The following is a 25000-nucleotide window of genomic DNA, read 5'->3' on the forward strand; positions in this document are numbered from 1 at the left end:
CGTGCGGGTGGGGGATGTGCCATGGTGCAGCCTTTCGGGGGATCAGGGGGTGGTCAGGTCGAACCGGTTGACGGTGACGGTGCCGCCGAGGGCCTGGGTGGCGTAGTTGAAGATGCCGAAGCGGTAGCCCATGAAGAACTGCCAGGCGTTGTTGAGGGTGAAGGCCGGGCCCAGGGCGGTGAAGTTGGTGCCGTTCGTGCTGTAGGAGAACGTGGCGGTGCGGCCGGAGCCGGGCCGGATGTCGGCGCTGACCCGCAGCCAGATCCGGCCGCCGGTCACGGTGGCGCCGGCGGCTTCGGTGCCGGTGCCGGTGGTGGCCCAGCTCGAGTTCATGGTCAGGCCGTTGGTCATCGACACCCGGGTGGTGCCGTTGTCCTTGCGGACGCCGATCCAGGCCGAGGAGTCGCGCAGCATGGCCAGGCCGGCCCGGTCGCCGTTGGCCATCTGCGAGTAGTCCAGCTCGATGGTCGCGGTGGACGACGGGCCCTGGATCCGGTGGGTGAGCGTGTTGCGTGCGGCGTACAGGTCGTTGGTGACCGTGGCGGTGGACAGCCGCAGCCCGGCGCCGACACTGAATCGGCTGGTGTCCGGGTTGTGGTTCCATTCCCAGCGATGTCCCAGCCGGGTGCCGGTGAAGGTGTCCGGGCCGATCATCGGCTGCACGGTCTTCGACGTGGTGATGTTCGGCTTCGGGTAGGTGGCGCCCCAGCGGCCGTTGACGGTGGTCAGGACCGGCCAGTCGTTGCTCCAGGTGATCGGGGCCAGGGTCGGTACCCGCCCGCCGGGGTAGGCGTCGGTGAACGCCATGTACCACCAGTCGCCGTTCTGGGTCTGCACCAGGCCGCCCTGATGCGGCACGCCGCCGCCGGAGATCGGGCCGGGCAGATCGAGCAGGACCTGGCGTTGCTCGTACGGGCCCCACGGGCTGGTCGAGCGCAGTACGTACTGGCCGTTGGCCGGGCGGGTCAGCCAGATGTAGTAGTAGCCGCCGCGCTTGTACATGCGGGCACCTTCCAGGGTGCCGATGCTCGACGGCGTGGTGTAGACCGTCTGTGCCCGCACCTGCGAGGTCAGATCCGCGGAGAGCTGCGCGACGCTGATCGTGCCGTTGCCGTACGCGACGTACGGGGTGTCGTTGTCGAACAGCAGCCCGGCGTCGTAGTAGCAGTTGTTGAGCCGGGCCTTCTTCGACCAGGTGCCGTCCACTGCGGACGCGGTGTAGACGTAGGTGCGGTTGAACTCGGTGCACCCCAGCCAGTAGTAGGTGCTGTTGCTCGGGCGGTAGTTGAACGCGGAGGCCCAGATGCCCTTCACGTACGCCCGGCCGCCGGACAGATCGTAGGCCGGCGAGTCGAAGTCCAGCCGCGGCACGGAGTGTCCCGCGTACTCCCAGTTCACCAGGTCGTACGAGCGCAGGATCGGGGCGCCCGGCGAGTAGTGCATGGTCGACGCCGAGTAGTAGTAGGCGTCACCGACCCGGATGATGTCGCCGTCGGCGAAGTCCTGCCACACCACCGGGTTCGTGAACCCGGTGCCCGGTGTGCCGCCGCCGACCGGTACCAGCTGCCACTGCTGGTTGGCGCCGTTCCAGTCGGTGTACTGCACGATGTTGGCGCCGTCGGCGGTGGAGGCGCCCTGGACTTCCAGGGCCTTGCCGCTGTTACGGTTGATCAGCTGGATGTAGCCGTCGATGTCCTGCACGCTGAACTGCTGGTTCGTGGCGTTGCCGTCGGTCCACTGCACGATCGGGCCGCCGTCGGCGGTCGACCGGTTGGCGACGTCGAGGACCTTGCCGGAGTGCCGGGACTTGAGCCGGTAGTAGCCGCCGCCGGAGTCGACGAACTGCCACTGCTGCTGGGCGCCGTCGTTGCGGGACCACTGGGTGATCCGGGCGCCGTCGCTGGTGGCCAGGTTGTAGACGTCGAGGGCCTTGCCGCTGTTGCGGTTGACCAGCACGTACCAGGCGTTGGTGTCGATCGTCGCCGCCGACGCCGCCGGAGCGGCGACGATGGTGAGCGCCGCGCCCAGGACGGCGGTCAGGATGGAAAGTCCGAAGCGAGCCCTCATTGTCAACTCCTCGAATGGCACGCAGTTTGGGAACGCTCACATTCGTGCTGCGATATTGCCAGACGTTTACGGCCGTTACAAGACGTCAATGTGAATGAGGGTCGGGAAGGGCAATAAGAGCAGTTCAAGACGCGTCTGCCGGGCAAGTTTTATTGGCACGACTCACGTGGGACAGCGCATATAACGGTTTTTGCGGAACCAAATTGAAATGAACGCGAACACCGGTGCGCGACGGTTACTGTTATATGTGTGCGGGCTCGCGGGTCGGGTCAGTCGCCGAGTGGCGGGCGCACCAGGAAGGAACCGTCGGCGCGGAAATCCTCGGTGTTGTCGGACTGGTCGACCCACAGTTCGTCGCCGCGGTGCCGGAGGAACCATCCGGGATAGTTGGATGCTTCCAGCGTCACCGAACCCGCCGTCTGCCCGGGCCGGGGACAGAACGTGGCGTCCCCGCGGAACAACGCCGTGCCGTCGTTGCGGTCCAGCCGCACCCGCCACGACGAGTGCCGCAGATAGCGGCCGTCCGAGACCCGGAACGAGAAGCACTCCGCGTCAGCCAGCCCCTCGGCCACCCGGAACGTGGCCTGCCGCCGGGCCGTGACCGTGTTGCCGGGACCGACCTCGGTGAGCCCGCCCAGGTCACCGGTCGCCGTGACGAACCGCCCGGCGGCGTTCGCCGACTCCAGCGACGCGGGTCCGGTCCGCAGGATCCGGTTCCCCGTGCCGGCGCTCGACGGGCTGGCCGGAACGGCGGTTCGCGGAGCCGCCGTCGGGGCCCCGATCGTCGCCGGCCGCGAGGTCTCCGGGCTGGACAACTGCACCGCGCCGACGGTGGCGCCGGCGGCAAGCGTTCCCGCGGCCACGGTCGCCACCACCGGATGTGCCGCGGCCAGGGGCACCAGTTGACCGAGCACCCCGGCCTTCCCGGCGGCGGCGGAAGCGCCGGAGAGCGCCATGCCGGCACCGCCGGCCGCAGCGCCCTCGCCCGCGCTCTTGGCGAGAACCACCGCGGTCAGCGTCGCCGGCACCGGGAACAGCGCGAGACCGGGCAGCAACCGATCGGTCGTCACCAGATCGCCGGCCGCACGTGTGCAGACCGGGCACGCGCGGACGTGCCGGGCCAGGCGTTTACGCCACAGCGGGCTCGGGACCCCGTCCCAACCCGAGAGCTCGTCGTCCAGCCGGGGGCACCGGGGGTGGGCGTCCAGGGCCGCCACGACCGCACGGCTCAGGTCGAGCTGAGCGCGCATCCGCTGGACCCGTACGCCCGCGTGGATCACCGTGACCCCGAGCGCGTGCGCCAGCTCCGAGCGGGACAGCTGCCCCGCCACCTCGAGCCACCACAGCGACAACAACGTGCGGTCGTCCGAGTCCAGCCATCGGCCGGCCCGCTGCACCTGGCGGCGCTGCGCGGACAACTCCACGCGCAGGTGAGTGACGCCCTCGAAACGCGCGTCGGCGTCCGGCAGCTCCGCGGCGTCCTCGAGCGGTGCGGTGTGTGCCGCGGCGCGGTTCGCCCGCTGCTGGTAGGTGCCGACCTGGCGCAGCGCGATGGCCGCCAGCCACGGCCGGAAGCTCTCCGGTGAACGCAGCTTCCGCAGTTGCCGCAGTGCGCGCAGCATGATGTCCTGCGCGACGTCATCGACGTCCGGATGCCCGTCGAGCGCTTGCCGGACGATCGTGTACACCATGGGCAGATGCGCCGCGACGAGTTCGTCCAGCGCGGCACGGTCGCCGGCCTGAGCCGCCCGCACCAATTCGGCGCCGTCCGTTCGGGTAGCTCGCACGTTTCCTCGTCACCGCCGCAACACCCAGATGCCTGCCCTGGGTGAACCCTAGAGTGCTCCGGTTCGAGAAAACCGGCGGCTCGCCGAAACTTCCGATACCCGCCTTCGTCAGAATGGCGCGATTCCCCTCACCGGGAAACCTGTTATGCCGGCACTGCGAGGAAGGTCGTGCCGCTCAGATCCGCGTGGCGGCCGGGGACGTGGCGGGCAGCGCCTCACCGACGGCGGCGAGCAGTTCCACGGCGGTGAACGGCTTCTGGACGATGCGGGTCGCCTCGTCGAGGCCGTATCGGCGGCGCAGCTCGCTGTCGCTGTAGCCGGACATGAACAGCACGCGCAGGCCGGGGTGCCGGGCGCACATGCGGGCGGCGACCGCCGGTCCGGACTCGCCGGGCAGCTCGATGTCGGTGAGGAGCAGGCGCACGCCGTGCAGGCCGGCGTCGGGCGGGGAACTCCCGCTCAGGGCGATGGTGCGGTATCCGTTCTCCCGCAGGATGCGGAGCACGAGGTCACGTACGTATTCCTCGTCCTCGATGACCGCCACCAGCTCACCGTGACCGGAACAGAGCGCGGCGGCCGGCCCTGCCGGCTGGCCGGCCGGTTCGGCCGCAGGCGGCAGCAGGATCTGGAAGGTCGTGCCGATGCCGGGGGTGGACTCCACACCGATGTGTCCGCCGGCGTCACCTACGATGCCGTAGACCGTGGCCAGGCCCAGCCCGGTGCCCTGATCGGCCGGCTTGGTGGTGAAGAACGGTTCGAACAGCCGGTCGCGCACCTCGGCCGTCATGCCGGTACCCGTGTCGCTCACCGTCAGCCGGGCGTACGGGCCCGGCGGCAGCGGGATGGCTTCCCCCGCGCTCACCTCGGTGAGGTCCGTCTCGACCACCACCACGCCGCCGTCGGGCATCGCGTCGCGGGCGTTGATGACCAGGTTGAGCAGGATCTGGTCGAGCCGTCCGCGGTTGGCGCTCACCGGGAGCGCGCCGTCGCAGGGGCGGCAGACCAGCCGGATGTTCGCGCCGATGGTACGGCTCAGCAGCTCGCCGGCATCGGTGATGACCTCGTTGAGGTCGACCGTCTCGACCTCGGTGGGTTCCCGCTTGGCGAACAGCAACAGCTGTCCGGTCAGCGACTTGGCCCGCTCGGCCGCGTCCCGGATCCGGGCGAGGTCGCGGGCGCTGTCGCCGGTCACCTCCTCGGTGAGGAAGTCGGCGTAGTTGAGGATGATGGCGAGCAGATTGTTGAAGTCGTGGGCGATGCCGCCGGCGAGCTGGCCGAGGCTCTCCAGCCGTGCGGCCCGCGCCGAACGTTCCCGGGCCTGCTTCTCCTCGGTGACGTCCCGTTCGGTGCCGGCCACGGCCACGATGGTGCCGTCCGCGTCGCGAATCGGCGAGACGGCCACCGAGACGAGGAAGGGAGTGCCGTCGCTGCGGACCCGTTTCGTCTCGTCCATGCGGATCTGCTGGCCGGCGGCCAGGTCGTTCAGCGCCTGACGCAGCCGCTCCGGCCGGTCCATCCCGATCAGGTCGCCGACCGGCCTGCCGATCACCTGGTCCGCGGTGTATCCGTAGATTCGTTCCGCGCCACTGTTCCAGGCGGTGATGGTGCCGTCGAGCGTGCTGACGATTATCGCGTCGGAGGACTGCCGCACGATCGCGGCGAGCATCTCCCGTTCCCGCGCCGCGTTGGCGCTGGCCCGTAACGCGGTCCGCAGGTGACGAGCGATACCCCAGCTGATCATCGTCGTGCCGACGATCGTCAGTAGCCGCAGCATCTGGTCGGTGGAGCTCAGCAGGCCCTGCCAGGTGGAGATGGCGAAGGCCGCGAGCAGTGCGTAGCCGCCGACCGCCAGCACGGCCGGCGGGCTGGCGGCGGCCGCGGCCAGCGGAGCCCCGATTGCCATCACGCCGAACATGAGCAGTCGCTGCGGTGCGACCGCGGAGATCGCCGCCAGCAGGGTCACCGTGGCCACCGACACCAGGACGTAGGGCGACCGCGATGGAGCTCGCTCATCAGAGGCCGGTTTCTGGAGCTTCATTTAAGGCGCGACCCTTCCGGGAAGCTGTCGGTTGGCCCTGGCCGGATACCGGTATATTAATCCGGTTTGGCAGGCTGGTCCGGCCGATTCGTCTCGGTATCGGGGTGGCGGTGGACAAACCCGCGGACCGGAGGCCGGTGCTCAGGCTCATCGGTCGGCATACCGTCGCCGATGGCCGCCGCGTACCGATCCGCGAGCGGCCGCGCGCTCAGGCCGTGCGCGAACACGCTGAGCAGCACAGTCACCCCGATGACGGCGACGGCGAGGTCCGCCCGCTCGTGCAGTTCCTCGAGGGCGATCAGCGCGAAGATGACCGAGGCCAGACCGCGCGGACCGAACCATCCGAGGAAGGCCACGGTCCGCGGTGACAGCCGGCTACCGATCAGGGCCAGCGCGACCGGAAGCATCCGGACCGCGGTAAGGCTCAGCACGGCGTAGACGATCACCCGCCAGTCGACCCGGTCGACGACGACCGGAACAGCGACCGCGCCGAAGAGCAACCAGGTGAGCAGGGACATGAGACCGGCCGTCTGCTCGACGAAGAACACCTCGCGTACCCCGCCGCGGCCGGCGGAGTCGCCGAACGCCAGTCCCGCGATGAACGCCGCGACGAAGCCGTTGCCGTCGAGCCACACGGTGAGCGTGTACGCCGCCAGCGCCAGTGCCAGCACACCTGGTCCCGCGACGTCCTCCGAGGCCCACTGCCGGGCGCGGGCCAGCCGCATGGCCCGGCCACCCGCGACGCCGATGGCGATCCCGGTCGCGCAACCGATCGCCAGCGCGGTCAGGGCCGGGCCCGGGCCGTGTCCCTCGAGGCTTTCGGCCGCGACGGCTCCGGCGATCGCCACCGTCACGATCGGGGTGGCGATGCCGTCGTTGAGCCCGCTCTCCACGTTCAGGATCCGGCGGATGCGTCGCGGCACCGCCGGGTTGGTCATCACCGACGCGCCCAGCGCCGCGTCGGTCGGTGCCAGTGCGGCGCCGACCAGCAGCGCCAGCCAGAAACCCAGGCCGTCGAACAACCACATCGCCAGCAGCGTGCCCACGGTGATGGTGAGCGGCAGGCCGACCGCGAGCAGGCGTGCGTACACCCCGAGGTCGGCGCGTAGCTCCCGCAGCCGTACCCGGGAGGCGTCCGCGAACAGCACCCACACCAGGGTGATCTCGGCAAGGAGTTTGATCGGCTCCTGCCAGCCGTCCGGCTCGATGACCCGGAGCGCCTCACCGAAGATCAGGCCGACCGTCACGAAGATGATCGGCGCGGTCAGGTCCGCGCGCCCGAGCCGCGCCGAGAACAGCGCCCAGACGAACACGACCGACGCGACCAGGCCGACCGACGCCACGTCCATTCTCGCCCCCCGGGTGCGTCCGGAACCGGCCGATCCGTTGATCGTGTGCCTGACCGGTCACGGCCGCCTCGCCCGCCACGGATGAGTCGCCTGCCGGAGTGACCCAGATCAACGGTCGTGACGACGCGGCGCGCAGTACCGTGACGGCGTGCCGCGAAAAGCCGAATTGACCAGCGCAGACCTCAATGACATCCGGCAGTCCGCCCTCGGGGCCGCCGACCCGCTCGGTGTGGCCGCCGATCTCGCCGGCGCCGTGGAGTCCGGGCGCCTGGCCGACCCGCGGGATGCGGGCCTCGCGCTCACGCTCGCCGCCGAGATCGCGGAGAGCCGGACGAAGCTCGACGCCGCCCTGCGATACGTGGAGCGGGCCCTGGAGGCGTACGAGAAACGGGACGACAGCCAGGTCGCCGCCGCCCGGGCCCTGCGAGCCCGGATCCTGTTCCGCGTCGGCCGGGAGAGCGAGGCGATCGCCGAGCTGGAGCCGCTGCGGCCGCTGCTCACCGAGTACCCGGACGCGGCGGCGTACATCACCTCGGCTCTGGTCGTCGCCGGGCGCGGCCGCGAGGCCGAGCAATGGCTGACCGAGGCGGTACAGCGCGCACTGGCCGAGCGGGGCGCCGCCGAGCCGGCCAGCGCGGACGACGCCGGTCTGCTGTTCTTCCTCCTGCAGCAGCGGCATCGCCTGCGCCATGCGCTCGGCCTGCCGCACGACACCCACGACAACCTCGCCGAACGGCTGGAGAGCAAGCTCGCCGGCGCCACCGCCCGGACCGCCGAACCCGCCGGCGACCTGCTGTTCTGGTCGCAGGCCGAGTTCGGCCGGATGGTGGCGCGGTGGCCGGCGCTGACCGAGGCGTACGGCGCGACCTGGGACGAGCACCGCGCCCGCCTGGAAAGTGAACTGTTCCGGCTCACCGGCGCCGGTCGCACCGACCTGGCACTGCTGCCCGGATCGGTCACCGGCCTGGCCGCGCACGCCGGGACCGACGGAGATCCGGCCAGCGCGGAGAGCCGCGCGGGCTACGCGAACCGGCTGGCCGCCGGCACCGCGAAGATCGGCTGGCCGCCGGAGCGGAACGCGGCGTGCTGGTGCGGATCCGGGCTCAAGTACAAGAAGTGCTGCCTGCCCCGCTCCCGCGGCTGACCGCGTCCGGTCAGCTCTGGCCGAACGCGGCGCCCAGACCGGTGAGGTCGACGGAACGCCGGGCGTGTTCCGGGACGTGATCGACGAGCGGTCGCATGGCCTCCAGCGCGGTGAGGATCTGCCGTCCGACCCGTTCCACCGGCCGGACGGCGTCCACCGTGACGAGGATGCCGCGCGCGGCGTACCAGTCGACGATGGGGTGGGTCACCTCGTGGTAGAGGGCGAGGCGGTGGCGGATGACCTGCTCGGTGTCGTCCGACCGGCCCTCCAGAGCGGCCCGGGCCAGTAGCCGGCGGGTCAGTTCCTCGTCGCCGGCCTTCAGGTGCAGCGCCACGTTCGCGGTCATCTCCAGGCTGAGGCCGACCTCGTAGAGCGCCCGCGCCTGCGCCATGTTGCGCGGCATGCCGTCCAGCACGTATCCGCCGCCGGCGTGCTTGGCCTCGACGAAGGCGGACCGCACCATCTCCAGCACGATCTCGTCGGGAACCAGCTCACCCCGGTTGAGGCGGTCCTGAACGGCGCGGCCCAGTTCGGTACCCCGTGCCACGTGGTCGCGCAACAGGTCGCCGGTCGCGATGTGCGGGACGTCGAAGTGCGTGGCGATCAGAGCGCCCTGGGTACCTTTGCCGGCTCCCGGCGGTGCCACCAGCAAAACCCGCATCACGCACGTCCTTCCATCGATGAGCGTCGCGAGCGGATCGCGTCGTCACGCTGACGATCGTAAGGCCGCGCCCGTCGCCACTCATCCGTCAGGGGTGGTACCTCGGCCCCGGCGCTACGGCGAGCATGGAGGTAAGACGGGGGAGTCCGTCGCGAGAGGGGAAGCCCGGAATGGCCGAGGAGCGCAGCAGGGCGTGGGCCGGATGGATCGCCTTCGCCGCAATGATCATGATCATCACGAGTCTCATCAACATCTTCCAGGGCATGGTGGCGCTGCTCGACGACGAGCGCGTGGTCGCCACCCCCGACGCGTTCGTTCTCGTGGACATAACGTCCTGGGGATGGGCGCTCGTGCTGTTCGGCGTGGTGATGCTCGCCGTCGGCGGATGCCTGCTCGCCGGGATGACCTGGGCCCGGATCGTCGCGATCATCGTGGTCGGCCTGCACGCCGTCTCCCAGGTGGCATCGCTCGGCGCCTACCCGATCTGGTCGCTGCTGATGATCGCCCTGGACACGGTGGTGCTCTTCGCGCTCACCGCACGCTGGTCATCGGGCGCCGAGGAACTGCGCTACCAGAACGAGCGGCGCGGCTCGCCCGCCGAGCTGGCCGGCGATCCGCTGCACGGGCAGCTCCCGCACGAGACGCCGCCGCTCTACGGGCCGCGCGTCAGCTGACCGGACGGAGGTTGCGACATGGGCTTCGGAGATCGGCGAGCGCGGCGGCGCGAGGAGCGCGAGACGTTCGGGCACGCCGGCAGCGCGCGGCGCTACCGGATGCGGGAGAAGCTCCTCTCGATCGGCGACGACTTCTGGATCGAGGACGAGCAGGGCGAGCGGATCTTCCGGGTGGACGGGAAGGCGCTGCGCCTGCGCAAGACGTTCCACCTCGAGGACATGCGAGGCGAGCGGCTGTGCACCATCCAGAAGCGGGTCATGCACATCCGCGACACCATGGAGATCGAGGGGCCGGACGGTGCCCGGATCGCGCTCGTACACAAGGCGCTGATCTCGCCGCTGCGGGAACGCTGGAAGATCGACGTCGAGGACGGCCCGGACCTGGAGGCGCGAGGCAACATCGTCGACCACGAGTACGAGATCGAGGCGGGCGACCGCAAGGTCGCCCAGGTCTCGAAGCGGTGGTTCCGGGTGCGCGACACCTACGGCGTCGAGATGGCCCCCGACCAGGATCCGGCGCTGTTGCTCGCGGTCACGGTGGCGATCGACGACATGACCCACTAGGTGTCTGCATGCCGGTCACGCGTACCGAGGAAGGAGAGTGACCGACTAGCAGACCTCGCTTCAGGCGGTCTCCGGGCGTCGCCGTTCGTCGCGCGGGGTGACCGGGCCCGGTGCCTCCAGGGTCACCTTCGACGCGTCCAGGATCGTCGTCCGGTCCGAGCGCTGGTCCTTGAACAGGATCACGAACAGCACCAGCACGACACCCGCGATGATGGCGGGGATGATCCAGATCTGGGTCCAGTCATGGCCGTCGGCGGTGACGAACCGGTCCACGATCGGGCCGGCCACCAGCGATCCGATCAGGATGCCGACGCCGTACGTCGCCAGGGTGATCAGGCCCTGCGCCGCGCTGCGGAACCGCTCGCCAGCGAACTTGTCGGTGTAGATCTGGCCGGCGACGAAGAAGAAGTCGTAGCAGATGCCGTGCAGGATGATGCCCAGCAGCAGCATCCAGTACAGGCTGCCGGCGTCGCCGTAGGCGAAGAAGACGTACCGCAACGCCCAGGCCGCCATGCCGATGGCCAGCGTCATCTTCACGCCGAGGCGCACCAGCAGGAACGGCATCAGCAGCAGGAACAGGACCTCGGAGGCCTGCCCGAGGGACTGCACGGCCGCCGCTGAGCGGACGCCCTGTTCATTGAGGAACAGGTTGGTGAAGTTGTAGTAGAACGCCAGCGGAATGCAGATCGCGATCGAGGACAGGAAGAACACCAGGTAGGACCGGTTCTTGAGCAGGCCCAGCGCTTCCAGTCCGAGCAGGTCGCGGACGCTGGCCTTCTCGCCGCGCCGGGTCGGTGGGGTGGCCGGGAGCAGGAAGCTGAACACTCCGAGGATCAACGAGGCGATCGCGGCCATCCGGAAGGTCTGTGCCAGTTGCTCGTCGCGTTCCCAGGCCAGCAAGCCGATGGTGACGCCGGCGACGATCCACCCGATCGTGCCGAGCACCCGTACCGCAGGGAACTGCCTCTCCGGATTGGTCATCTGCCGGAACGACACCGAGTTCACCAGGGCCAGCGTCGGCATGTAAAGGATCATGTAGCCGAGGATCACCGGGAAGAACGCCGTGAAGGTCGACATGGTGGACGCCCAGAACAGCAGCGCGGCACCGGCCAGGTGCAGGATCCCCAGCACCTTCTGGGCGGAGAAGAACTGGTCGGCGATGAGGCCGATGATGAACGGTGCCGCGATCGCACCGAGGGACTGCGTCAGATAGGCGAGGCTGATCTGGCTGGCGGAAGCCTCCAGGCTGTTGTCCAGGTAGGTGGCCATCGTGACGAACCAGGCACCCCACACGAAGAACTGCAGGAACATCATCAGCGAGAGCTTCAGGCGGATGGACGTGCTTATCGCGCTCGGTGGCTGAGCTGTCGGAGCCGTCATGGTGGTGGGGCCTCCTCGATACTTTGACCTTCACTCGGTACCTCGACCCAGCCGCCGTTCGCGGCGGAGGTCAGGACCGCGTCGGTGACGACGGCGGCACGCAGACCGTCGCCGAACGTGGGCAGGCCGTCGGGCTTCTCGCCCGCGGTGGCGGCGTACACGTCGGCGACGAAGGCGGTGAAACAGTCCAGATAGCCCTGGGGATGACCGGCCGGGAGGATGTCGTAGCGCGACCCCGTACCGCGGGGCACGACCGCGTTCTGCTCCCGCCCGCCCACCCACAGGGCATCGGGAAGTTCCTGGTCGAACTGCAGCGACGCCTGCGCCGCGTCGACCGAGAACCACAGCCGGTTCTTGCGTCCCGGCGAGACCTGGCTGACCACGACCGAGCCGATCGCTCCGCGGTCGGTCTCGAACATGACCGTCGCGGCGTCCTCGGTGGACGGCGCCGGCCGGTCGGCTCCCCGTGGGACGGTGAGCATGCGGGCGGCCAGCCGGGTGATGCGGTGGCCGGTGGTGAACTCGACGACGTCGCACCAGTGCACGCCGATGTCGCCGAACGCCCGGGAGCCGCCGCCCAGCGCCGGATCGAGCCGCCAGTCGTGGTCCTCCGTACGCGACAGCCAGTCCTGCAGGTAGGAGCCGTGCACCAGGCGTACCGGCCCGGCGTCACCGCGGCGTACCCGGGCACGTGCCTCCCGGACCGTGGGGTAGAAGCGATACACGAACGGCACCGCGGCGACCACCGGTGCCCGGGCCGCCAGCTCGGCCAGCCGCCGGGCGCTGGCCACGGACGTGGCCAGCGGCTTCTCACAGATCACGTGTTTCCCGGCGGCTATGGCGCGTTCGGCGAGCGGAGCGTGCAGGTGGTTGGGCGTGCAGATGTGCACCACGTCGATGTCGTCGGCCTCGGCCAGGTCCTCCCCGGACTGCGCCGCCCGCCGCGCCATCAACCGGGTGGCCGCGACCTGTGCCGATGGCAGGTCGTGGCTCGCCACGGCGGCGAGGACACCGCCGGCCGCGCGTACGGCCCGCGCGTGGACCTCGCCGATGAAACCGGCGCCGACGATCCCGGATCGGGGAAGACCTGCCATGGAGAGCAACTCCTCTCGGAGCTCACGTGCCGCCCGTCATGGGGTCGGCGTGAACACCACCTCGTCCGACCCGCTGAGCGGCGGAAGCCCGCCCTCCGGCGCGTCGGTGTAGCTGGCGACGAAGACGCCGCGCAGGTTGCTGGCACCGGCGTGCCCGGTGTCCACGAAGGTCTGGATCGAGCCCGCGCAACCGGCCGTGGAGGTGAGCGGGTGCCCGTGCTCGTCATGCCCGAGGATGTAGGCCACGTTCACTCTCGCGCAGTCGATCGGCCCGTCGTCCTCGACCGTCACCGTGAAGGTGACCACGTCGCCGAACTGGAAGGTGCCGCCGGCGGGTTCGGCGTTCAGTGTCACCACCGGGACCGTGTTGCCGACGACGATCCGCACCGATGCCCAGGCCCGCCGGCCGGTGGAGTCGGTGACGTTCAGCGTCGCCTCGTAGACGCCGTTCTCGGTGTAGGTGAACGACGGGTTCAGCTCGCGGGAGTCGACCCGGCCGTCGGCGTCGAAGTCCCAGGCGTACCGCAGGGCGTCGCCGTCGGGGTCCGCCGTGCCGGCGCTGCTGAACTGTACGGTCATCGGTGCCAGGCCGTTGTCGATGTTCGAGGTCACCACCGGGACCGGTGTCCGGTTGCCGCGGGTCCAGTCGACCCGGGCCAGCTGCGCCTCGGGCAGTTCGGCGAAGTATCCGGTGCCGTACTCCAGCACGTAGAGCGCTCCGTCCGGCCCGAACTCGACGTCCATCGGATTGTCGAACACGATGTCCGGTGCGACGTCCTCGATCGCTGTCACGTCGCCGTGGGTCAGCGACAGGGCCTTGATGTAGTCGCGGGTCCACTCGTAGAACAGCGGCTTGCCGGCGAACTCCCGCGGCCACTTGATCCGCGACTTGCTGCGCGCCGAGTAGTCGTACGCCGGCCCGGCCATCGGACCGATGCCGCCGGTCTCCAGCTCGGGGAAGAGCGGGGACAACTCGTACGAGTAGTAGATCTCCGGCTGTCGTACCGGGGGCAGCACCCGGCGCCCGGTGTTGTACCGCGAGTCGTTGACCGGGGCGGCGCAGTTGAACGCCGGTCCGGGGGTCTCGGTGGCGAAGTCGTAGTCGCGGTACGGGATGGTCGGGGTGACGCAGAACGGCCAGCCGTAGTTGCCCGGCCTATCAATGATCATCCACCGGCCGTGCCCGGCCGGCCCGCGCGCGGGGTCGGGGTGATCCGCGTCCGGCGAGTAGTCGGCCATGTAGATCTGGTCGGTCTTCGCGTTGACGTCGAACCGGAACGGGTTGCGCAGCCCCATCGCGTAGATCTCGGGGCGCGTACCGGGTGTCCCGGGCGCGAACAGGTTGCCGCGGGGAATGGTGTAGCCGCCACCCGGCTTCACCCTGATCCGCAGGAGCTTGCCGCGCAGGTCGTTGGTGTTACCGGCGCTGCGGCGCGCGTCGAACGCCGGATTGCGGCCCGGCCGGTCGTCGAGCGGTGCGTAGCCGTCGGACTCGAACGGGTTGGTGTCGTCGCCGGTCGACAGGTAGAGGTTTCCCTTGCTGTCGAAGTCGATCTGGCCGCCGACGTGGCAGCAGATGCCGCGGTCCACCGGAACGTCGATGATCTTCTGCTCGCTGCGCAGGTCGAGCGTGTTGCCGCGCAGCTTGAAGCGGGAGAGCCGCAGCGCGCCCTTGAACCGGTCCCAGTCGGCCTGGGTGCCGGTGGTCGGCGCGTCGCCCTCGTTGACGTCCGGGGTGGCGGGGTCGTCCACCGGCGTGTTCCCCGGCGGCGAGTAGTAGAGGTACACCCAGTTGTTGCGCTTGAAGTCAGGGTCGATCGCGACGCCCTGCAGGCCCTCTTCGTCGTGCTGGTAGATGGGTACGTCGGCGGCGATCGGGTTCAGCCCGGTGCGCGGGACGTTGATCCGTACCTGGCCGGTGCGGGCGGTGTGCAGCACCCGCAGGTCGGGCAGGACCGCGAGGCTCATCGGTTCGCCGGGCCGGTCGTTGAGCGTCACCTTCTGGAACGCGCTCTGGTCGGCCGGCACCGGAGCCGGCTCGTGTCCGGGATGCGCTGTGGCGGGCAGCGACGTGCTGGTGAGCCCCGCGAAGGTCGCTACTACGACGGCCGCCGTTGTGCTTCTTCTCAGAGTCATGGCGTCGTCCCTAGAACCGGATGTCACGCAGGAAGCGGTACCCGACGGCGGCCGTGTCCAGCGCGTCCTCGGGTTCTCGAGGGTCGATACCGGCGTCGTCGCGTTCGACGATGTACTCCTGCACTCCGGCCACATCGGACTGCGCGAAGATCCGCCGGAAGTCGATCAGACCGGTTCCCAGGTCGGCGAACCCGCTCTCGATGTTCATGTCCTTGCAGTGGAACTGCAGGACCCGGCCCCGGTGCGCGCGGATCACGTCCACCGGGTCGGCGGCACCCCGCCACGACCAGTACAGGTCGAGTTCGATGTGCACCAGCCGCCGGTCGGCGGTCGCGGTGAGCAGGTCGAAGGCGGTGCGGCCGGAGCCGTCGGACAGCGGCAGGAACTCGAAGTGGTGGTTGTGGTAGCCGAACCGGAACCCGGCCTCGCGGGCCAGCGCGCCGGCCCGGTTGAGGTCCTGGGCGAAGGCACGCCAGACGGCGGCGTCCTGGATCGGGCCGTTCGGCCCGACACCGAAGAACGGATGTACGACGTAACGGCAGCCCAGCGTACGGGCGTCGGCCAGGGTCGCCCGCCAGGCGGTGGCGTCGAACGGCTGCGGGATGCCGAAGTGCCCGGACGTGGCCCGGATCCCGTTGGCGTCCAACAGCGCGCGGAAGGCGGCCGGCGTGAGACCGGCGGTGCCGGCCAGCTCGACCCTGGTGTAGCCGATGTCCGCGAGGGCGGCGAGCGTGCCGGCCGGGTCGGCCGACAGCGCGTCACGCACGGTGTAGAGCTGGATGCTGATCCGGTCGACCGGCACCCGGCGGCGGCCGGCGGCGGAGTCGTGTCCGGCCGCCGCCGGAGTGGCGACGATGCCCGCGGCGCCGGCGCCGGCGGCGGCCGCCACGGCGCTGGAGCGCAGGAACGCACGGCGGCCGAACGAGAGCCCGGTGCGGTTTGTACGGTCAGCGGGAGCGGTGAACATGGACGGTCTCCTTCCCGGCCCGCGCGGGGGCGGACCGCGACGACGTCGGCGCTACGGTCGGGAGGTTGCGTGGGGGATTGCGGAAGGGGATCCGGCGTCGATGAGCGTCCTCGGGGTTGTCCACCTCGGCGGCGTGGCCGGCCCGGCGCGCCTTTCTGTGATGGCGCCGTCAAAGCGAACGAGTAGCCCCAGGAGCATCACCTGCAAATCTCCATGAGCCCGGCTGGACTGGTCATTCCCGGGGTCTGGAGGAACGATCGGAAACAATGCTTCTCCCTGTGGCGAAGCAGCGCAAGTGTTCCGGCGGCGTTGACTGAGGCGGGTAGTCGTAGCAGGTCAGCCCGGAATAAGATCCAAGACGACCGATCCCGTCTCGGTGCCCTCGGCGGTGGGGGGTTTTGCCGGGAGAAATTAGCTACTGCCGTGTTCTCGTAGATTGAGCCCGTGTGTCTACCGTGGTCACAATCTGCGGTGAGTGGAATTCCATTTAAATGCAGTGGCCCGCACGAGATCGACGGGACGGCACGCCGGGTGCGTGGTGTGACATTGACATATATGGATGAGATTGGGAGGCTGTGGCGGGGCAGACGCCGGAGCCGGCGGCGGGTTGAGACCGCCGTGCGTCATTCCGACTTCATCGCAGGAATGCTGGAGGCGCCATGCTCACCCCGACCCGTTTGCTCACTGTGGCGGTGGCGGCTGTTCTGCTGCTGGTCACCGCACCGGCCGGCGCGGCCAACGCGCACGGCTCGACGATCGACCCCGCGTCGCGCAACTACGGCTGCTGGAAGCGCTGGGGCAACGACTTCCAGAACCCGGCCATGGCCACCGCCGACCCGATGTGCTGGCAGGCCTGGCAGGCCGACACCACCGCGATGTGGAACTGGAACAGCCTCTACCGGGAGAACGTGCGAGGTAACCACCAGGCGGCCGTTCCCAACGGCACCCTGTGCAGCGCCGGGAACACCGGCGGGACGCGTTACTCGGCTCTGGACACGCCCGGGAACTGGGTCGCGACGCGCGTCCCGAACGCCGCCGCGTTCACGGTGGTGGCCCATGACCAGGCGCGGCACGGCGCGAAGTACTTCCGGGTGTACGTGAGCCGGCAGGGCTTCAACCCGCTGACGCAGCGGCTCTCCTGGAGCGATCTGATCCTGCTCAAGGACACCGGGCCGATCGGGCCGGGCGTCGGCGAGACCACCAACGACCCGGTGCTCGGCGGCGTCTCGGTGAAGATCCCGGTGAGCGCACCGGGGCTCACCGGCCGGCACATCGTCTACACGGTCTGGGAGGCGGGCCACGCCGACCAGGTCTACTACTGGTGCGCCGACGTCAACTTCGGGTGAACCACCGGCCGGGCGGTGCGACGCCGCCCGGCCGCCTTAAATCGGTGTCGCTCGAACGAACCGGCCGGTACGAAGATCCCGTGCCCTTTCTCGCGCTCTTCGCCGCCGTCCTGCTGCTCGGCATCGCGGACGCGATGGTCAACTCCTACATCGTCCTCTTCGGTGCCGATGTGGTCGGGCTGACGCCGCTCCAGATCGGCGTGTGGTCCTCGGTGTTCGCCATCGGCGGGATCACGATCAGCTGGTGGCTGGGGCGGCTGTTCGACCGGCGGCCCGCGCGGACGTACGCGTTCGTCGTGATCCTCCTGGGCTCGGCCGGCTACCTGCTGCTGCCCCGGGTCTCGAACTTCCTGCTGCTGCTCCTGATGGCGGCGACGGTGCTCGGGGCGATGGGCGCCGCCTTTCCGCAGTTGTTCGCCCTGGCCCGCGCCGTGCTCGGCGAGGGCGCCGCCGGCCAGCGATCGGCGCCGCTGCTGCGCTCGGCCTGGTCCCTGGCGTGGGCCGCCGGCCCGTTGCTCGGCGCGCTCGTGCTGTCCCGGGGCGGCTACTCATGGCTGATGTGGACGGCCGCCGGGGTGTTCCTCGCGTCCGCGCTGACCGTTCTCGTCGTGCCGCGGCCCAGCTCCGTCACGATCGCGACCTCGTCGCCGGGCGCCACCCCGGTCCTGCTCACCGTCAGCGTCACCCTGTTCTTCGCCGCCATGTTCGCAGGCGGTCTGGCGCTGCCGCTGTACGTCACGCGTTCCCTGCACCAGCAACCCGCGTCGCTCGGCGTGCTCTTCAGCGTCTGCGCCGCGGTCGAGGTGGCGGCCACGCTGGGGCTGGCCGCCGTACCCGCCCGGTTCGGGCAACGAGCCCTGATGCTCGGCGGCTTCGGCTCCCTGGCCAGCTATTACGCTCTGACCGTCGTGTCGTCGGGCATGCCGATGCTCCTGACCGCGCAGGTCTTCCGCGGCGTGGGGATCGCGATCGTCGGAGCGGCCGGCATCCGATACTTCCAGGACCTCCTCGCCCCGGCGACCGGCCGCGCCACCACGCTGTTCGCCAACGCGTGCACGGCCGGCCTCCTGGTCTCCGGCATCCTGTCCGGGGTGGCGATCGAGCACTTCGGCTATCGAACGACACTCCTGCTCTGCGGGGTGGTCGCCGCGTCGGGCGGGGTCGCTTTCAGCCTCGGTTCCCGCCTCACGGTGATCGCTCAGCACCCATCAGATCGCGAAGCCGCGCCGCGTCCTCGGAGCTGACCGGCGTGTGCAACACCAAGGTCAGCCCCGGATGCGTCTCGACCTGCAGATGCACGGAGTCGAGCTCGAGGTGACCGGCCACGGGATGACGGAAACGGCGGAGCCCGCTGTCGAAACCGGCCACCGGGTACTCGTCCCACCACGTACCGAAACGCGGATTGACCTGGCGCAATGCGCTCACCAGCTCGGCGTACCGCGGGTCGTCGGGATGCCGCCCGGCCGCCGCCCGGAACTGGGCGACCAGTTCACGCGCGGTCTCCTCCCAGCCGACGACCAGCGAGGAGAGCCGCTGATCGGTGAAGGCGAGCCACATCAGATTCCGCTGGGCCGGCGGCACGGCGCCCGGATCGGTCCACAGCAGCACCTGCGCGCGGTTCCACGCCAGGATGTCGAAATGCCGGTCCATCAGGTACGCCGGATTCGGCTCCAGGCTGGTGAGCATGCGCTGCATCGCCCGCAGCTCCGGTGACTGCTCCGGCCCGGTGGACGGCGCCGGCAGGTCGGCGAGCGTGTATAGGTGCCGGCGATTCTCCTCGTCGAGTCGCAGCGCGGTGGCCAGCGCGTCCACGATCTGCGGCGACGCGGTGATCTTCCGGCCCTGCTCCAGCCAGGTGTACCAGGTCAGCCCGATACCGGAGAGCTGCGCGAGCTCCTCACGGCGCAGGCCGGGAGTGCGCCGCCGCCCGGCGCCGGCCGGCAGGCCGACATCGGACGGCCGGAGCCCGGCGCGGCGGGCCCGCAGAAACGCGGCGAACTCCTTGCGCCGGGCCTCATCGCGTTGCCGATGACCGGGCATGGGCGGCACTCCCTGACTGATGCGGACGGGTTGGTCAAGCTCTGCTTGCCGGTCACTCTATTTCTCCGGTACGCGTGACGGCCGTCCCGCCATATCGACCCCGTCGCCGCTCTCCCAGCGCGAGCACGCGGCCGCGCACGGCCGCAACGCGGCCGCCGGGAAACAGCACGGATCCTGGTACTGCTGGTACCAGGATGAATGCTCACCTTGTTGGGTGGCTGTCGTGTCGCTTCACTCGGTTGGACGCGACCACTTTCGACAGGGGAGCCCTGAATGTCACACCGGATGCGCGCGATCAGTCAGTCGGCCTTCGGCGGCCCGGAGGTGCTCGAGCTCATCGAGACCGACCGGCCCGAGCCCGGTCCGGACCAGGTGCTGGTGCGGGTGCGAGCCGCCGGGGTCAACCCGGTCGACTGGAAGATCCGCTCCGGGACCCCGCCGCTCTTCGGTGATCCGCCCTACACGCTGGGGTTCGACGTGTCCGGCGTGGTGGAGGCGGTCGGCTCGCGGGTGACCAGGTTCCGCCCCGGCGACGAGATCTACGGCATGCCGGCACCCCCGGCGGCCGCGTACGCCGAGTACCTGGCCGCCGCCGCCGCCGACCTGGCACGAAAGCCACCACGGCTGGACCACGTGCACGCCGGCGCGCTGCCCGCAGTGGCGCTGACGGCGTGGCAGGCGTTGGTCGGTGTAGCGAACCTCTCGGCCGGGCAGCGCGTGCTCATCCACGCGGCGGCGGGCGGTATCGGTCATCTCGCCGTGCAGATCGCCAAGACCCGCGGCGCGTACGTGGTCGGCACCGCACGGAAGGACCGGCACGACTTCCTGTACGACCTCGGCATCGACGAGGCGGTCGACTACACCGTCGATGACTTCGCCGTCGCCGTACGCGACATGGATGTCGTTCTTGATCTGATCGGCGGCGCCTATGGCCGCCGGTCGCTCGATACCCTCCGGCCCGGTGGCCTGCTGGTGACCGCGATCTGGACCGATCCCGGCGTGACGGAGGCCGAAGCCGAGCAGTGGGGCCTTCGCTATGCGGCGGTCCATGTGGCGCCCTCGGCGGACGACCTGGAGAAGATCAACGAGCTGATCGGCGAAGGGCGGCTGAGCGTGTACGTCGATCAGGTGCTGGGGCTGGAGGACGCCCGCAAGGCACACGAACTCAGTGAGTCCGGCCATGTCAAAGGCAAGATCGTTCTGGTTCCGTGACGCGCTGCCCTGCCCGCCCGCTCCGCAGGCACGCGACGCCGGCGACCACTGCCGCCAGCAACCGGACGCTGTCCTCGCCGAAGCCCCCCGCACCGAGCGGCAGCGGGTTGTTGCCGACATGCGCCAGACCCCGCCGCCCAGATGCTCAAGAGGGCTTTCGTAGTCGATCTTGCTCGGCCCACGCTCAGTGCTGTCTCAACGGCTGCCAGACAGCATCCACGTCGGGCCGGAATTGCTTGGCCCACGCTCAGTGCTGTCTCAACGGCCGCCGGACAGCATCCACGTTGGGCCGGACAAGACCCTGACCACGCAGGCTGTCGAGCTTGCAGCCGGACCGGCGAGATGGCTGCCAGGCGGCGGCAGCCAGCGGTGCCCGCCATCTCGCGCTCAACCTGCGCCGGGTCGACCGGCAGGCCCTGCGGCGCCACGGCGCCCGGTGCACAGATTGAGTTGTAGAAAACGACATCCATTCCGGATAACCTGGCCGGGTGACCGACGAATACGCCGCATCCGGCGAGTTCCTCGACATCCTCATCCGCGACGCCTGGACCATTCTGCGCGAACCGGTCGCCGACGCGCTGCGCGGCCTCGACCCGGCGGCGGGCCCGCTGGCCGACCTCGGTTCCGGCAGCGGCCGGGGCGTGCGCCTGCTCGCCGAACTCGCGCCGGAGGCGGACATCCTCGCGATCGAACCATCACCCGTACTGCGCGCCGCACTGCTGGCTCACCTGGCCGACGGCTGTCTCAACGGCCGCCAGACAGCACCCACGTTGGGCCGAACAAGACCCTGACCACGAAGGCCTTAGCGCCCCGGGCGGCCGGCGCGCTCGCGTGTGGACAGTGAGCCGGCTGCGGGGCACTCCCGAGCAAGGGCCGCCTGTTGCCTCGGCGCAGTAGCGCGGTGCGTCACCCGATATCGTGCCCGAGGTGGACGCCATGGGGATGATCGCTGATGAACGCCGCCGGCTCGCTGATCTGGTCGAATCGTTGAGTTCCGAGCAGCTGCGGACACGCAGCCTGTGCGAGGCCTGGACCGTCAAGGAGGTGGTCGGTCACCTGGTCGCGGCGGTTGCCGGCTCGAACGGCGCAGCCCTGCTGCTACTGGTGCGCAGTGGCTTCAACATTCACCGGGCCAACGCCCGGCTCGCCGCTCAGATGGCCGCCCGCCCCGCCGGCGAACTCGCCGCGATGCTGCGGGCGAACGCGGAGAACCCGTTCCGGCCGCCGATCGTCGGTTACCCGGGGCAGCTCACCGACCTGCAGGTGCACGGGCAGGACATCCGCAGGCCGCTGGGCCTTCCGCACGATCTTCAACCCGAGCGCCTGCGGGTGTCACTGGACTTCCTGGTCGGCGGCAGGGCGGTGGGTTTCGTGCCGAAGCGCCGGCCGGCCGGACTGCGATTCGAGGCCACCGACCTGGACTGGTCATGGGGTAGCGGCCCGCTGGTTCGCGGTGCCGGCGAAGCGGTGATGCTCGCGTTGACCGGTCGTCACGCGGCGTTCGCCGACCTGTCCGGTGAGGGGGTCGCGGAGCTGCTGAGCCGTACCAAATGACGGCGCCCAGCACGCGGATCTAAGCCTGACACCGCGCCAGGTTCGTTCCGTCGTCCTTCCTGGCGAGTAGCTTGCTGTATCGATTCGCGTCTGCCTCCGCGATTGCCCGGGCTTGCGCCACGAGACCATGAAGGTTGGCCGGGTAGTAGTCCTCCTTGAGGAGAAACCCCTTGGCCAGCCATTCCCGCGTGGCGGTCTGCCGGCAGGTGACGAACGCGGTCAGGCAGGCGATCCGATACCGGGCGCGCAAGTCCGCCACCTCGTCGTCCGCGGCGCGGCTGTCCGGCGTGGGCCGCCGTGCCTGGAGGGCTTCGGCGGATCGGTACAAGAGACTGACCTGAGACCAGTACCACGCACGTACGGCACAGACCTTCTTGTGCTCCGATCCTGTCTCGACCACCCCGATCAGGTAGTTCTGTACGGCACGCCGGCCGAGTGCCGCCAGCATCGGGTTGATCAGTTGTTTGTTGAACGAGACGTCCTCGTCGCACGCCACCACGTCGAGTACGCGGTCACCGAGCGCGGCGGCCACCTCGGGGCTGGTACTAAGCAGCCTGCCGAGGTGCAGGCGTTTGACGTTTCGGCGCTCGTATGCGACGAGACGCCGGTCGCCGCGGTACGGCTCGGGGATTTGCGGGACCGACCATTCCGGACAGAGCTCGGCGAGGAGTTCGTCGAGCCGCTGTTCGAACTCCGCCTCGAGGTCCCCGTCCGTCCAGCTCCGCATGCACCGATCATGCCCCGGCGGCGCGGTCTCGCCAACGGGGAGCGTTGAACATCCGGCGTGTGAGGGTGCGCCATGAGAGCACCGTACCGACCAGGTGTGACGCCTCAGACATACAACCGCCTTGTCAGATACCCCCAGGGGGTATAAGTTCGGCATCGGAGGTGGTCAACATGCAAGCGCACAACCACGACGTCCACGCGGTGGCCGAGCACGATCACCATGTGCGGGCCCACGGCCACCAGGGGCACGACAAGCACGCCGGACACGACCCGGAAGCGTTCCGCCGAAAGTTCTGGCTGAGCCTGGCCATGACGATTCCGATCGTCGTGACCAGCCCCATGATCATGGAGTGGTTCGGCTACTCGATCGACTTCCCGGGCATGTCCTGGGCCGGGCCGGTCCTGGGCACCGCGGTGTTCTTCTACGGCGGATGGCCGTTCCTGGCCGGTGCCGTCAGCGAGGTCCGCGACCGGGCGCCGGGGATGATGCTGCTGATCTCGATGGCGATCACCGTCGCGTACGCGGCGTCGTTAGCGACCACCTTCGGCCTGTTCGACCTGGACTTCTGGTGGGAGCTGGCGGCGCTGGTGACCATCATGCTGCTCGGCCACTGGCAGGAGATGAAGGCGGTCGGCCAGGCCCAGGGGGCGCTCGCGGCCCTGGCCGCGCTGCTGCCCGACGACGCCGAACGGCTCACCGTGGACGGCGGCGTCGAGCGGGTGCCGGTCGCGGCGCTGGCGGTGGACGACACCGTGCTGGTGCGGTCCGGTGGCCGGGTGCCGGCCGACGGCCGGATCGTCGAGGGCGCGGCCGAACTCGACGAATCCATGATCACGGGGGAGTCCCGGCCGGTTTCCCGGGAGGCCGGTGACCGCGTGGTGGCCGGCACCGTGGCGACGGACTCGGCGATCCGGGTCCGCGTGACCGCCGTGGGGGAGGACACCGCCCTGGCCGGCATCGGCCGGCTGGTCGCGCAGGCGCAGGCTGCCGGTGGCCGGGCGCAGGTCCTCGCCGACCGGTTCGCGGCGATGCTGTTCTACATCGCCACGGCGGCCGCGCTGCTCACGTTCCTCACCTGGTGGGCGCTCGGCGACCTCGATCAGTCCGTCGTCCGTACCGTGACGGTGTTGGTGATCGCGTGCCCGCATGCGCTCGGCCTGGCCATCCCGCTGGTGATCGCGTTGTCCACGGCCCTGTCGGCCAAGGCCGGCATCCTGGTCAAGGACCGCCTCGCTCTGGAGCGGATGCGTACGGTCGACGCGGTGCTGTTCGACAAGACCGGCACCCTGACCAAGGGCGCCCACACGGTCACCGGCACCGCCGCCGCCGACGGATTCACCGACGCCGACGTGCTGCGCATCGCCGGAGCGGTCGAGGCGGACAGCGAGCACCCCCTCGCCCGCGCGCTGACAGCGGTCGCCCACGAGCGGGGACTGCACGCGAGCGCCACCGGCTTCCGGTCCCTGACCGGCCGCGGCGTGCAGGCGGTGATCGACGGGCACACCTATGCGGTCGGCGGGCCGGCGCTGCTGCGCGAGCTGGCGGCCACCGTACCCGCCGAGCTGGAGGCGTCCGCGGACGAATGGTCGCGCCGTGGTGCCGCCGTGCTGCACCTGCTGCGCCTCGACGATGCCGGTGCACCGGCTGTGATCGCCGCGTTCGCGCTGGAGGACGAGATCCGGCCGGAGGCCCGGCAGGCCATCGAGCAGCTGCGCCGGGCCGGCATCGGCAAGATCGTGATGATCACCGGTGACGCCCGGCCGGTGGCCGAGGCGGTTGCCGCGGACCTGGGCTTCCAGCCCGGCGTCGACGAGGTGTTCGCCGAGGTGCTACCCGCCGACAAGGACCGGGCCGTCGCCGAGCTGCAGGCCCGCGGCCTGCGGGTGGCGATGGTCGGCGACGGCGTCAACGACGCGCCGGCGCTGGCGCGCGCCGACGTCGGCCTGGCGATCGGCGCGGGTACGGACGTGGCGATCGAGTCGGCGGGCGTCGTGCTCGCCTCCTCGGATCCGCGTGCCGTGACCGGTGTGATCCGGCTGTCCAAGGCGTCCTACCGCAAGATGGTCCAGAACCTGGCGTGGGCCGCCGGTTACAACGTCGTGGCCATCCCGCTCGCCGCCGGTGTGCTGGCCTGGGCCGGGATCACGCTGAGCCCGGCCATCGGCGCGGTACTGATGAGCGCCTCGACCATCGTGGTGGCGCTGAACGCCCAGCTGTTGCGCCGGGTACGCCTGGCGCCGCAGGAGCAGTGACCGTCGGT

20 protein-coding genes are annotated in these 25000 nt (G+C 70.0%); 9 read left to right on the forward strand and 11 right to left on the reverse strand.

Annotated features, from left to right (window positions below):
• Positions 1-42 precede the first annotated feature (42 nt).
• The 4 genes from I4J89_RS07580 to I4J89_RS07595 all read right to left on the reverse strand — a co-directional run bounded on the left by I4J89_RS07580 (position 43) and on the right by I4J89_RS07595 (position 7241).
• Positions 43-2067, reverse strand: a complete 2025-nt coding sequence (locus I4J89_RS07580) for a family 43 glycosylhydrolase (RefSeq protein ID WP_196413113.1) — start codon at positions 2065-2067, stop codon at positions 43-45.
• A 269-nt stretch (positions 2068-2336) separates the two neighbouring features.
• Positions 2337-3854 (reverse strand): sigma-70 family RNA polymerase sigma factor, encoded by a 1518-nt coding sequence (locus I4J89_RS07585; protein ID WP_196413114.1) that lies wholly within the window; start codon positions 3852-3854, stop codon positions 2337-2339.
• A gap of 175 nt (positions 3855-4029) precedes the next feature.
• A complete protein-coding gene (locus I4J89_RS07590; protein WP_309238225.1) occupies positions 4030-5826 on the reverse strand; it encodes a hybrid sensor histidine kinase/response regulator in 1797 nt (598 codons plus the stop codon).
• A gap of 122 nt (positions 5827-5948) precedes the next feature.
• Entirely contained in the window at positions 5949-7241 is a 1293-nt protein-coding gene (locus I4J89_RS07595; RefSeq protein ID WP_196413116.1) for a cation:proton antiporter, read from the reverse strand.
• A gap of 148 nt (positions 7242-7389) precedes the next feature.
• Here I4J89_RS07595 and I4J89_RS07600 point away from each other — a divergent pair, with 148 nt between their 5' ends.
• Positions 7390-8385 (forward strand): SEC-C domain-containing protein, encoded by a 996-nt coding sequence (locus I4J89_RS07600; protein ID WP_196413117.1) that lies wholly within the window; start codon positions 7390-7392, stop codon positions 8383-8385.
• A gap of 10 nt (positions 8386-8395) precedes the next feature.
• Here I4J89_RS07600 and I4J89_RS07605 read toward each other — a convergent pair whose 3' ends face one another.
• Positions 8396-9046, reverse strand: a complete 651-nt coding sequence (locus tag I4J89_RS07605; protein ID WP_196413118.1) for an adenylate kinase — start codon at positions 9044-9046, stop codon at positions 8396-8398.
• Positions 9047-9216: 170 nt separating this feature from the next.
• On the opposite strand from I4J89_RS07605, the gene I4J89_RS07610 reads away from it, so the two are divergent.
• Positions 9217-9720: a DUF7144 family membrane protein gene (locus I4J89_RS07610; RefSeq protein WP_196413119.1), complete on the forward strand. Its 504-nt coding sequence runs from the start codon at positions 9217-9219 to the stop codon at positions 9718-9720.
• An 18-nt stretch (positions 9721-9738) separates the two neighbouring features.
• Positions 9739-10284, forward strand: a complete 546-nt coding sequence (locus I4J89_RS07615; RefSeq protein ID WP_196413120.1) for an LURP-one-related/scramblase family protein — start codon at positions 9739-9741, stop codon at positions 10282-10284.
• 60 nt (positions 10285-10344) lie between these two features.
• Here I4J89_RS07615 and I4J89_RS07620 read toward each other — a convergent pair whose 3' ends face one another.
• Genes I4J89_RS07620 through I4J89_RS07635 form a run of 4 tightly spaced genes read right to left on the reverse strand, consistent with a single transcriptional unit; the run spans position 10345 to position 15861 of the window.
• Positions 10345-11664: a nucleoside permease gene (locus tag I4J89_RS07620; RefSeq protein ID WP_196413121.1), complete on the reverse strand. Its 1320-nt coding sequence runs from the start codon at positions 11662-11664 to the stop codon at positions 10345-10347.
• Positions 11661-12758, reverse strand: a complete 1098-nt coding sequence (locus I4J89_RS07625) for a Gfo/Idh/MocA family protein (protein WP_196413122.1) — start codon at positions 12756-12758, stop codon at positions 11661-11663. The genes I4J89_RS07620 and I4J89_RS07625 overlap by 4 nt, the downstream gene beginning before the upstream one ends.
• A 36-nt stretch (positions 12759-12794) precedes the next feature.
• The gene (locus tag I4J89_RS07630) at positions 12795-14894 is read right to left on the reverse strand and encodes a PQQ-dependent sugar dehydrogenase (protein ID WP_196413123.1); all 2100 of its coding nucleotides are present in this window, start codon (positions 14892-14894) and stop codon (positions 12795-12797) included.
• A gap of 10 nt (positions 14895-14904) precedes the next feature.
• On the reverse strand, positions 14905-15861 hold the full coding sequence (locus tag I4J89_RS07635) for a sugar phosphate isomerase/epimerase family protein (protein ID WP_196413124.1): 957 nt from the start codon (positions 15859-15861) through the stop codon (positions 14905-14907).
• Between the two features lie 659 nt (positions 15862-16520).
• Between I4J89_RS07635 and I4J89_RS07640 the strand changes: the two genes are divergently transcribed.
• Positions 16521-17207 carry a lytic polysaccharide monooxygenase auxiliary activity family 9 protein gene (locus I4J89_RS07640; RefSeq protein ID WP_196413125.1) on the forward strand — a complete coding sequence of 229 codons (687 nt, stop codon included), beginning with the start codon at positions 16521-16523 and terminating at the stop codon, positions 17205-17207.
• A 44-nt stretch (positions 17208-17251) separates the two neighbouring features.
• Positions 17252-18451 carry a sugar efflux transporter gene (locus I4J89_RS07645; protein ID WP_309238226.1) on the forward strand — a complete coding sequence of 400 codons (1200 nt, stop codon included), beginning with the start codon at positions 17252-17254 and terminating at the stop codon, positions 18449-18451.
• Here the strand turns inward: I4J89_RS07645 and I4J89_RS07650 are convergent.
• Positions 18393-19247 (reverse strand): helix-turn-helix transcriptional regulator, encoded by an 855-nt coding sequence (locus tag I4J89_RS07650; protein WP_196413127.1) that lies wholly within the window; start codon positions 19245-19247, stop codon positions 18393-18395. The two genes, I4J89_RS07645 and I4J89_RS07650, sit on opposite strands and share 59 nt — an antisense overlap.
• A 285-nt stretch (positions 19248-19532) precedes the next feature.
• Here I4J89_RS07650 and I4J89_RS07655 point away from each other — a divergent pair, with 285 nt between their 5' ends.
• The 3 genes from I4J89_RS07655 to I4J89_RS07665 all read left to right on the forward strand — a co-directional run bounded on the left by I4J89_RS07655 (position 19533) and on the right by I4J89_RS07665 (position 22013).
• Positions 19533-20459, forward strand: a complete 927-nt coding sequence (locus tag I4J89_RS07655; RefSeq protein ID WP_196413128.1) for an NADP-dependent oxidoreductase — start codon at positions 19533-19535, stop codon at positions 20457-20459.
• Positions 20460-20947: 488 nt separating this feature from the next.
• Positions 20948-21250, forward strand: a complete 303-nt coding sequence (locus I4J89_RS07660; RefSeq protein ID WP_196413129.1) for a class I SAM-dependent methyltransferase — start codon at positions 20948-20950, stop codon at positions 21248-21250.
• A 145-nt stretch (positions 21251-21395) separates the two neighbouring features.
• The gene (locus tag I4J89_RS07665) at positions 21396-22013 is read left to right on the forward strand and encodes a maleylpyruvate isomerase family mycothiol-dependent enzyme (protein WP_196413130.1); all 618 of its coding nucleotides are present in this window, start codon (positions 21396-21398) and stop codon (positions 22011-22013) included.
• A 19-nt stretch (positions 22014-22032) separates the two neighbouring features.
• Here I4J89_RS07665 and I4J89_RS07670 read toward each other — a convergent pair whose 3' ends face one another.
• Positions 22033-22740: a hypothetical protein gene (locus I4J89_RS07670; RefSeq protein ID WP_196413131.1), complete on the reverse strand. Its 708-nt coding sequence runs from the start codon at positions 22738-22740 to the stop codon at positions 22033-22035.
• Positions 22741-22910: 170 nt separating this feature from the next.
• On the opposite strand from I4J89_RS07670, the gene I4J89_RS07675 reads away from it, so the two are divergent.
• Positions 22911-24992, forward strand: coding sequence for a heavy metal translocating P-type ATPase (locus I4J89_RS07675; protein WP_196413132.1), 2082 nt, complete (start codon positions 22911-22913; stop codon positions 24990-24992).
• Positions 24993-25000 lie beyond the last annotated feature (8 nt).

The organism is Actinoplanes aureus (assembly GCF_015704865.1).
Classification (GTDB): domain Bacteria; phylum Actinomycetota; class Actinomycetes; order Mycobacteriales; family Micromonosporaceae; genus Actinoplanes; species Actinoplanes aureus.

Bases quoted from the DNA above. Each gene is read 5' to 3' on its own strand.
- I4J89_RS07615 (WP_196413120.1), top strand. From the start codon at position 9,739: ATGGGCTTCGGAGATCGGCGAGCGCGGCGGCGCGAGGAGCGCGAGACG.
- I4J89_RS07610 (WP_196413119.1), top strand. From the start codon at position 9,217: ATGGCCGAGGAGCGCAGCAGGGCGTGGGCCGGATGGATCGCCTTCGCC.
- I4J89_RS07625 (WP_196413122.1), bottom strand. From the start codon at position 12,758: ATGGCAGGTCTTCCCCGATCCGGGATCGTCGGCGCCGGTTTCATCGGC.
- I4J89_RS07620 (WP_196413121.1), bottom strand. From the start codon at position 11,664: ATGACGGCTCCGACAGCTCAGCCACCGAGCGCGATAAGCACGTCCATC.
- I4J89_RS07675 (WP_196413132.1), top strand. From the start codon at position 22,911: ATGCAAGCGCACAACCACGACGTCCACGCGGTGGCCGAGCACGATCAC.
- I4J89_RS07630 (WP_196413123.1), bottom strand. From the start codon at position 14,894: ATGACTCTGAGAAGAAGCACAACGGCGGCCGTCGTAGTAGCGACCTTC.
- I4J89_RS07580 (WP_196413113.1), bottom strand. From the start codon at position 2,067: ATGAGGGCTCGCTTCGGACTTTCCATCCTGACCGCCGTCCTGGGCGCG.
- I4J89_RS07665 (WP_196413130.1), top strand. From the start codon at position 21,396: ATGGGGATGATCGCTGATGAACGCCGCCGGCTCGCTGATCTGGTCGAA.
- I4J89_RS07640 (WP_196413125.1), top strand. From the start codon at position 16,521: ATGCTCACCCCGACCCGTTTGCTCACTGTGGCGGTGGCGGCTGTTCTG.
- I4J89_RS07650 (WP_196413127.1), bottom strand. From the start codon at position 19,247: ATGCCCGGTCATCGGCAACGCGATGAGGCCCGGCGCAAGGAGTTCGCC.
- I4J89_RS07595 (WP_196413116.1), bottom strand. From the start codon at position 7,241: ATGGACGTGGCGTCGGTCGGCCTGGTCGCGTCGGTCGTGTTCGTCTGG.
- I4J89_RS07605 (WP_196413118.1), bottom strand. From the start codon at position 9,046: ATGCGGGTTTTGCTGGTGGCACCGCCGGGAGCCGGCAAAGGTACCCAG.
- I4J89_RS07670 (WP_196413131.1), bottom strand. From the start codon at position 22,740: ATGCGGAGCTGGACGGACGGGGACCTCGAGGCGGAGTTCGAACAGCGG.
- I4J89_RS07635 (WP_196413124.1), bottom strand. From the start codon at position 15,861: ATGTTCACCGCTCCCGCTGACCGTACAAACCGCACCGGGCTCTCGTTC.
- I4J89_RS07655 (WP_196413128.1), top strand. From the start codon at position 19,533: ATGCGCGCGATCAGTCAGTCGGCCTTCGGCGGCCCGGAGGTGCTCGAG.